We start from the raw sequence: 835 nt of genomic DNA on the forward strand, positions 1-835 counted from the left end.
AATGCTGGTGGTCACCTTACGCATGGTTCATCTGTTAATATGTCAGGAAAATGGTTTGATGTTGTTTCCTATGGTGTACGTAAAGAAGATCAGATTATTGATATGGATGAAGTTGAGCAGCTTGCAAAAGAGCGTAAGCCCAAACTTATTATAGCGGGTGGCTCATCTTATTCACGGCTATGGGACTGGAAACGATTTCGTGAAATTGCAGATGAGATTGGTGCTTATCTACTCGTTGATATGTCTCATATTGCTGGTCTTGTTGCGGGTGGCGTGCATCCTTCACCTGTTCCACATGCGCATATTGTAACTACAACAACACATAAGTCGCTTCGAGGTCCTCGTGGTGGTTTAATATTGACAAATGATGAGGCTTTATCCAAAAAAATTAATTCTGCAATTTTTCCTGGTCTTCAAGGTGGTCCTTTAATGCATGTGATTGCCGCAAAGGCTGTTGCTTTTGAGGAGGCTTTGCGTCCCTCTTTCAAGAGTTACAGTGCCAATGTTGTCGCTAATGCGAAAACTTTAGCAGAAACATTACAGGGTAATGGTTTTAATATTGTTTCTGGTGGTACAGATAATCATTTGTTGTTGGTTGATTTGCGTTCCAAAAATCTAACGGGTAAACGCGCTGCATCGGCTTTGGGACGCGCTCATATTACCTGCAATAAAAATGGTGTTCCTTTTGATTCTGAAACGCCATCTATAACATCGGGAATTCGTTTGGGATCACCTGCTGCCACAACGCGCGGTTTTTTAGAAAAAGAGTTTATTCAAGTTGGTCATCTGGTTTCAGAAGTTCTTGATGGTCTTCGGAGCGCAAAAAGTGATGAAG

At 41.8% G+C, this 835-nt stretch carries 1 protein-coding gene; it reads left to right on the forward strand.

Translation table 11 applies throughout. The features are described 5' to 3' along the window. On the forward strand, positions 1-835 hold an 835-nt coding region (glyA, locus tag ACFIKE_RS11880), incomplete at both ends, for a serine hydroxymethyltransferase (protein ID WP_375650151.1).

Origin of the sequence: Bartonella sp. MU70NMGDW (assembly GCF_042194085.1) — a bacterium.
GTDB classification, from domain to species: Bacteria; Pseudomonadota; Alphaproteobacteria; order Rhizobiales; family Rhizobiaceae; genus Bartonella; species Bartonella grahamii.